Source organism: Flavihumibacter sp. CACIAM 22H1, from assembly GCF_001601815.1.
Lineage (GTDB): Bacteria > Bacteroidota > Bacteroidia > Chitinophagales > Chitinophagaceae > Flavihumibacter.
The window spans coordinates 1-7,553 of record NZ_LUKG01000027.1 but is presented as its reverse complement, the minus strand read 5'-3'; the positions used below and the strand labels follow the sequence as shown (position 1 = coordinate 7,553).

Annotated in this window: 7 protein-coding genes; 4 read left to right on the top strand and 3 right to left on the bottom strand. The window is 45.9% G+C overall.

Annotated elements, in window-relative coordinates:
* The 3 genes from A1D16_RS09490 to purE all read left to right on the top strand — a co-directional run.
* Positions 1-336 (top strand): efflux RND transporter permease subunit (locus tag A1D16_RS09490; protein WP_290709121.1); only part of this gene is annotated, 336 nt, incomplete at its 5' end.
* A gap of 16 nt (positions 337-352) precedes the next feature.
* A complete protein-coding gene (locus A1D16_RS09485; protein WP_290709120.1) occupies positions 353-1,669 on the top strand; it encodes a TolC family protein in 1,317 nt (438 codons plus the stop codon).
* Between the two features lie 42 nt (positions 1,670-1,711).
* Complete coding sequence (gene purE / locus A1D16_RS09480) at positions 1,712-2,239, top strand: 5-(carboxyamino)imidazole ribonucleotide mutase (protein ID WP_290709119.1); 528 nt, start codon at positions 1,712-1,714, stop codon at positions 2,237-2,239.
* Positions 2,240-2,254: 15 nt separating this feature from the next.
* Here the strand turns inward: purE and bshC are convergent, their stop codons facing one another.
* Complete coding sequence (gene bshC, locus A1D16_RS09475) at positions 2,255-3,871, bottom strand: bacillithiol biosynthesis cysteine-adding enzyme BshC (protein ID WP_290709118.1); 1,617 nt, start codon at positions 3,869-3,871, stop codon at positions 2,255-2,257.
* 101 nt (positions 3,872-3,972) lie between these two features.
* The gene (locus A1D16_RS09470) at positions 3,973-5,220 is read right to left on the bottom strand and encodes an FAD-dependent oxidoreductase (RefSeq protein WP_290709117.1); all 1,248 of its coding nucleotides are present in this window, start codon (positions 5,218-5,220) and stop codon (positions 3,973-3,975) included.
* A 69-nt stretch (positions 5,221-5,289) separates the two neighbouring features.
* Here A1D16_RS09470 and A1D16_RS09465 point away from each other — a divergent pair, with 69 nt between their 5' ends.
* Entirely contained in the window at positions 5,290-6,564 is a 1,275-nt protein-coding gene (locus tag A1D16_RS09465; protein WP_290709116.1) for a sterol desaturase family protein, read from the top strand.
* On the opposite strand, the gene A1D16_RS09460 is transcribed toward A1D16_RS09465, so the two are convergent.
* A partial coding sequence (locus A1D16_RS09460) for a DUF4038 domain-containing protein (protein WP_290709115.1) occupies positions 6,554-7,553 on the bottom strand: 1,000 nt, incomplete at its 5' end. The two genes, A1D16_RS09465 and A1D16_RS09460, sit on opposite strands and share 11 nt — an antisense overlap.

The window sequence follows — 7,553 nt, the reverse complement described above, 5'->3', positions numbered from 1 at the left end:
GTAACAAAAAATGGAATTCTTATTGTTGAATTTGCTAACCACAAAAGAATCGAAGGCGTAGCAAAAGCACCTGCCGTTATAGATGCCGCAGTAAGCCGTTTACGCCCCATTTTAATGACCAGTTTGGCGATGGCCCTGGGTGCATTACCCTTAGCCCTTTCCCTGGGAGCAGCATCCACCAGCCGCATTCCACTCGGAATTGTAATTGTGGGCGGAATTCTGTTTTCCCTGATCCTTACGCTGTATGTTATTCCGGCCATGTATTCCTTCCTGTCTTCCTCTAAAAAAACACATAGTGAACTAGATGAAGTAGTAACAGTACCGGTTTCTGCTTAATTAACCCGACGCATTTATGACACGTTCCATAATTAGTTGTTTTCTTTTTTGTTTTACAGGGCTTTTTGCCACTGCCCAACAGGTATTAACGGTAGAGGCTGCGGTTGACCTTGCCTTGCGCAATAACTACGATATCCGGCTGGCAAAAAACGATTCAAGCTCTTTTGCGCTGGACAATGATTATGCCTGGGCGGCTTTTTTGCCCCGCCTCAACGGCACCGCCACTAAAGTCTGGAATAATAATGCGCAAAAGCAGGAACTGGCCAATGGATCCAAACGCGATACCTCTGGTATAAAATCCAGTAGCCTGCAGGCTTCCCTTAATCTCAACCTGACCCTGTTTGATGGATTTAAAATGTTTGCCACAAGAGATCGGGTGGCCGAAGTAGAAAAACTGGGCGTACTAAATCTTCGTAACCAGGTAGTTAATACAACGGCAGCGGTGATCAGTAACTACTATAATATTGTGCGGCAAAAACAACAGTTAAAAGCTATCCTTGAACAGAAAAGTATCAGCGAGGAACGGGTGAAACTGGCCGATAAAAAACTGAGTGTGGGCCTTGGAGCAAAGCCCGAATTACTTCAGGCAAAAGTTGACTTAAATGCATTCACCGCGTCACAGTACCAGCAAAATACCCTTATTGAACAATTAAAAGAACAACTCAACCAGTTAATCGGGTTTGAAAAAAATGCCAGCTACGAGGTAATGGATACTATTCCTATCCGCGCGGATCTTACCCTTGATGAGATCCGTACAGATTTTGAAAATCAGAGTCCGCAGTTACTGATTGCAAAAAAAAATATTGACATCGCTAAACTGGTCCTGAAAGAACGCACTGGCGACCGCTATCCGGTCATTAACTTCAACTCCGCTTATAACCTCAACCGGCTTACCAACCAGGCGGTGATCAATAATTTCACCCCACTTTTCAACCGTAACCTGGGGTTCAATTATGGATTTAGCATTAACCTCCCGATTTTGAACGGGTTGAACGCCAAACGGCTTCAGCAACAGGCCCGGATCGATATTTTACAGCAGGAGTTATTATTGGATAACACAAGAACCCTCTTGGATGTACAACTCAACAATGCCTTTCGGGATTATGAATTGCAAAAGAAAAACCTGACCCTCGAAGAAGACAATATTCTGCTTGCGAAAGAGAATGTATTCATTGCTATGGAACGTTTTAAACAAGGAGTAAGCACCTACCTCGAATTGAGGGAAGCCCAGATCAGCCTGGCCGATGGGTATGATCGCCTGATTGCGGCCCGTTACAATGCAAAACTGGCAGAAATCGAATTAATGCGTTTAAAAGGCATGTCGAATTACTAGAAATTCCGGTTCTTTGCGATCTAATCAATTATTTCTGTTAAAATGACTAGTGAATCCGCTCCTTTGGTTGGTATTATAATGGGTTCTGATTCTGATCTCCCCGTAATGCAGGCAGCTGCAGACAGTTTAACTGAATTCGGAATCAGTTTTGAATTAACGGTGGTTTCCGCCCATCGCACCCCGTTGCGCATGGTGGAATATGCTCAATCTGCCCGGCAAAGAGGCTTGAAAGTTATTATAGCAGGCGCAGGCGGAGCAGCACATTTGCCCGGAATGGTAGCTTCTATTACGTCGCTTCCGGTAATTGGTGTACCCATTAAATCGTCTAATTCAATAGATGGCTGGGATTCCGTTTTATCCATACTTCAAATGCCAAACGGAATACCGGTGGCAACAGTTGCATTAAATGCCGCCAAAAATGCAGGCATCCTGGCGGCTTCCATGATCGGGGCATTCGACAGCGCGGTTGGCGAAAAAGTAAGCAGCTATAAGGCCCGCCTGGAAAAAGAAGTGCTTACCAAAGTGGAGAAACTGAAGACAAACGGTCATCCTAACCAGTTTGATAAGTAATTCCGGAATGCTTGCTTAAAGTATACTGATAATAAATTGCTGTTCAAGGGCGGTAGATTCCCGGTAAATTTTCTCGATAAAAGCCGGTCCATACATGGCATAATAAGGAAGAAAATTCTCCACCCTTTCCTGTAAGGAATTAGCAGGGAAAAGGCTGGCTTTAATTGCTTCCAGCTGTCGGCGCTGGTCACTGAATTTCCGCTTTTCTGCCCGAAGCATCTTTTTCTCCAGCTCAAGCAATTGTTGGAGCGTCCGTTTTTGAAGCGCACCAACATGAGCAACCAGGCTGGTATCAATACGGCCGGCCAGTTTCTGCAAATGCTGATAAAAAGCATCTGTATCCCTGATTTCACTGGTAAGGTGTACCTGAACCGCACTGTCTCGTTTTACCAGTTCATTTAAAAGTTGTTCGGAAGGGCGAAAAAAATCAACGGGTTCCAATTCCATGCGCTCTATTTTAGCCAGCGTTTGCTGATTCAGCAGCAAAAAAGAATTCCGCACAACCTGAACAGGATAAGGAACTTTATAATAATGGAACAAGTCTTTTAGCTCCAGCCAGTATGCCAGTTCGCCCCCTCCTCCTATGAAAGCGATGTTTGGTAAAATCGTTTCCTGGTACAAGCCTCTTAAAATCACGTTCGGGCTAAACCGCTCAGGATGGCGGTGGAGTTCCTGCTTTAATTCTTCTGCTGTAAACTGAAGAGTGCTGTCCACTACCTGAAATACGGTTCCTTGTTTTTCAATCCTGTTGCGAATACCTTCTTCCAGGTAAAAAAGATTTATTTCACGGGGGTTCGCCTGTACTTTATATACAGCCGATAAGCGCGTAGTTGTTTCCGTTACAATGCCGGATGGTTTATTGGAAAACAAATCATCCTCAAAAACAGGCAGCATCAGGCGTTTCAGATCGGGCTGGTCAGCAATCAGAACAACCAGCCCGTATTGTTTAAATAATTCGTGCACCAGCCGGAAGGTAGCCGTCTGAATATCTGCAGCTTCCAAGTAGCAAGCCTTCAGCATTTTTACCAGCTCTGTACCATAGGGTAACACCGATAATTCTCCCTGTATCCGGTTAATAAGGGGCTCTAGTCCCTTCGGCTTCATTCTGCCGACTGCACCGGTTTGCCTGGTATCCCAAACCAGCTTTTCTCCGCTAAGGAAAATCTTCCCTAGTTCTTCCAGGTCGGCGTCTTCGCTTCCCATATAAAAAACAGGTACAAAATCCTTTGAAGGATACCTGGTTTTCAGTTCCTCCGCCAGTCGGACAGCATGCAGGATTTTATAAATAAAGTAGAGATACCCTGAAAATATATTAGGTTGATGCGCAGTACAGACCGTGTAGGTTGATTCATTTTTTAATAAGGCAATAGATGCATCTACCAATTCATTCCCCGCCAGTGCGTTCTTTTTATATTGTGATTGCAATGCCTGTACCAGTACTTCGCGGTTAACGGGCACTTTATCTCTTTGCTGCATGGCGGCTTCCAGCCCTTCCCAGGAAACCGGGTGTTCGTAGAAAGCTCGCAGGGTGTTCTTTCCGCTGATATAATCCAATACAATGTCGTGGAAATAACCGGTATCGGCATAAGGAACGGTACTGGTAGAACGCAGCTGGGAGGTAGAATTGTTCATGTTTTATAGATCACTGGTACAAACTGGGTAAAGTTCTGTTTTGTAAGAACAACCGGCAATAGATAAAGTTATAAATCCTTGTTAGATTATCCGATCTGTTCTCAGGCAAAGCGCTCCGGGTTAAACGGGCTTAGATCCATTGAAGGGGTTTGTTCATTGGCCAACTCACTGATCAATTGTCCGGTTCCCGCCCCCAGGCTCATCCCCACCATTGCATGGCCCGTAGCAATCAGCAGGTTATTCCACTTGGAACTACGGCCGATATAAGGCAACCCGTCGGCCGAACAGGGACGGAATCCGGACCAGACCGTAGCCTCTTGTACCGACGGCAATTGAAAGTCGGGAAAGTAACGCTGTACAGCATTTAAAATTCCTTCCACCCTTTTTAAACGGGGCGGCTGGTTCAGCGAGGTAATTTCCATGGTTCCGCCAAACCGTATTTTATTGCCATCCATTGGAGTAAGTGCAACACGGCCTTCCATCAAAACAGCCGGGTGATTCAACTTATTGGGGGAGTTTTCCAGTGTAATGGAATAGCCCCGCCCTCCTACCAGCGGAAGCCGGAGCCCTAATTGAGCGGCCAGCTCACGACTCCAACTGCCCGAGGCCAACACTATCTGGTCGGCTTCGTACCCTCCTTTATCGGTTAATACCCTGGTAATTTTACCGCCTTTTTTTTCGAAACCCTTTACCTGCTCCGTTGTTCTGAATTGTACCCCGATGGTGCGGAGGTGCCGGATTAAGCTTGCCATTACTTTGTTAGGATATACATGGGCATCGCATTTGAACCAGAGTGCCCCTTTTATCTGCAAACGGGTTTGTGGTTCCAGCGCCTGTACCTCCTCGTAGCTGAGCATACTGGCCTCCAGTCCCAATGCCCTGGCATCCTCACAAAAATGATGAGCGTGTTCCTCTTTCTCGGGCGTTTGAAAATATTCCATCAAGCCCTTGTGTTCGTAGGAAAGTTCAATGCCTGGGATAGATGTCCAGGAAGTATACGCCTGTTGGCTTAAGAGCGCAATATCGCGCAGGGGAAGGGCTGCCTGCTTTACTTTATCGGGGGTAGCCGATTGCATAAACCGGATGCCCCAGTCGATGAGGGAACGACTCAGCCTCGGCTGCACATAAAAAGGACTTCTGCTGTTCCACATCCATTTTAAACCCTGTTTAATAATACCTGGGGTTGCTAAGGGAACAAAATGAGAAGGACATACATACCCTGCATTCCCATAACTGCAATTGTCAGAAAGGTCACTCCGGTCTATTAAGGTAACCTCCCATCCCGATTGCTTCAGGTAAAGTGCCGAACTTAATCCAACGATTCCACCGCCTATTACAATTGCTTTCATAGCTTATTTACAAGAAACGAATGTACATAAATGCGATTTGAATAGATCAGCCCGGAAAACAGTAAATTTATGAAAACACTGTTTGTCATGGAAACCTATGGAAGGATCCTGCTGATTGCCATGCCCGTATTTCTGCTTCTGGTGCTTTTTGAAAAATGGTATGGATGGCGGAAGGGGAAAGATACGGTTCGAAACATGGATATGATCGCTAGTCTAAGTTCCGGCATCACCAATGTTACCAAAGATGTATTAGGGTTGAGCGTTGCTATTATCAGCTATGGGTGGTTGGTCGACCACCTGGCAATTTTTCATGTGCCGGATGGCTGGATTACATATTTAATAGCTTTTATGGCACTGGATTTTTCCGGCTACTGGGTACACCGGATTTCGCATGAGTATAATTTTTTCTGGAACAATCATATCATTCATCATAGCAGTGAGGAATTTAACCTGGCCTGTGCCTTGCGCCAAAGTATTTCCTCCGTTGTAAAATTGTTTACGGTTTTTTTGATCCCAGCCGCCCTGTTTGGTGTTCCGGAAAACGTGGTTGCTATTGTTGCTCCCCTGCATCTTTTTGCCCAATTCTGGTACCATACCCAACATATCAATAAGATGGGTTGGCTGGAAAAGATCATTGTAACCCCGTCGCATCACCGGGTTCACCATGCGCTAAATCCTGAATACCTGGATAAGAACTACGGACAGATTTTTATTTTCTGGGATAAGCTATTTGGCACTTACCAGGAGGAACTGAAAACAGTTCCTCCAGTTTACGGTATTACCCGACCTGTTAAAACCTGGAATCCTATACGGATAAATTTCATGCACCTTTGGCTGCTGCTGCAAGATGCATGGCGGGCAAACGACTGGAAAGATAAATTCAGGATCTGGCTGATGCCAACGGGATGGAGGCCGAAAGATGTGGAAGAAAAATACCCGGTTTATAAAATCGATGACCCCTATCATTTTGAAAAATACAACCCGCCTACCTCCCAGGCCCTCCAATGGTGGAGCTGGTTTCAGATCCTGCTCTGCCTGCTGTTTATCAGTTATTTGTTCGGTTATATAGCGCAGATAGGCGCGCCGGGCATATTCGTATACGGCTTCTTCATTTTCCTGATGGTATATGCGTACACGGAATTAATGGACAACCATAAAAATGCCCTCTATTGGGAACTGGGAAAAAGCCTGTTGGGGCTTAGCCTCTTATACGTTCAGGGCGATTGGTTTGGAGCGGCTACTCTTTCGCCGGTTATTCCCTTGCTGCTGGGAGTTTATTTTATAGGTTCTCCTCTGGTTGTAGCGTATTTTATCCGGCACCCCAAAACATCTCTTACTCGGTAGGTGGCCGATAACCCGCATCGGGGTTGTCGAGCACAATAATCCAGTCCTGGCCTATACCAACAGTGGGTGGTTTGATCTCAAGGATATCCTTTCGATAGGTTGAAATACCTCGTACCACATGACCAATTCTAGGATCCACGAACCAGATTTTTACATCAGAACTTTTCATAAAGCGGGTATCGACCTTAATGGTTTTACCAACCGGCATATAGATCATGGCGAAATCATTATCTTTTCCCCGAAAGGCGGTAATAAATTCCGCGGCTAGCTGGCTTTGCCCCTCTACAATCATTTTAGGTGTATATACTCTTCCAAGGTAAGGGCGTGATTCGATCAGTTTGCGAAGAAATCCGATTTGAAAAGAACCCGGGCGATCAAGGCCGGCGGTCCAGCTCCAATCGGCATAGGTGATGGGTTCATAACGTTCGCTGTAAAATTGCCATACGCCATGGTGGCCATAGGTTATGCCACAGCCGCCTGCAAAAACGGAGCGATAGCTTTGCTTCCGAACATCATAATCCGTGAAATAGCCCTTTTTTTCGTCCCATTTTGGCCAGGGATCAACGGGGTGGTCTTCATAATTCGGTTCTGCATCCAATACCGGCTTGGGGGAAGGCAGGTTAAAATCGCGTTCAATCCATTTCCATACCGGTACATCATGACCATTCCCATGGCCACTTTGTACCGTATTCATGTTCAGCCAGCTTTCTTTGTGCAGGTATTTGGAGGTCGATTCTCCGCCGGAGATATGATAGGTAATAAATGATTTGTAATCCGTAGCTTCCTGTATACCGCGTGCCATGGCGCGCCAGATGGGTTTATAATCAGTGGTATCTTTTACCGGGAGGCGATCGCCACCCAGCATCCAGATAATATTTTCGTCGTTGCGATACCGGTTGCCCAGCCATTTGCCGTAGAGATAGGCGTTCCGTTCATTAAAGATTACCGGGCCCTTTCCTGATTCTTTCGATACTTTATCGCCCCAGGTT

Bases quoted from the DNA above. Each gene is read 5' to 3' on its own strand.
- A1D16_RS09485 (WP_290709120.1), top strand. From the start codon at position 353: ATGACACGTTCCATAATTAGTTGTTTTCTTTTTTGTTTTACAGGGCTT.
- purE (WP_290709119.1), top strand. From the start codon at position 1,712: ATGACTAGTGAATCCGCTCCTTTGGTTGGTATTATAATGGGTTCTGAT.
- bshC (WP_290709118.1), bottom strand. From the start codon at position 3,871: ATGAACAATTCTACCTCCCAGCTGCGTTCTACCAGTACCGTTCCTTAT.
- A1D16_RS09470 (WP_290709117.1), bottom strand. From the start codon at position 5,220: ATGAAAGCAATTGTAATAGGCGGTGGAATCGTTGGATTAAGTTCGGCA.
- A1D16_RS09465 (WP_290709116.1), top strand. From the start codon at position 5,290: ATGAAAACACTGTTTGTCATGGAAACCTATGGAAGGATCCTGCTGATT.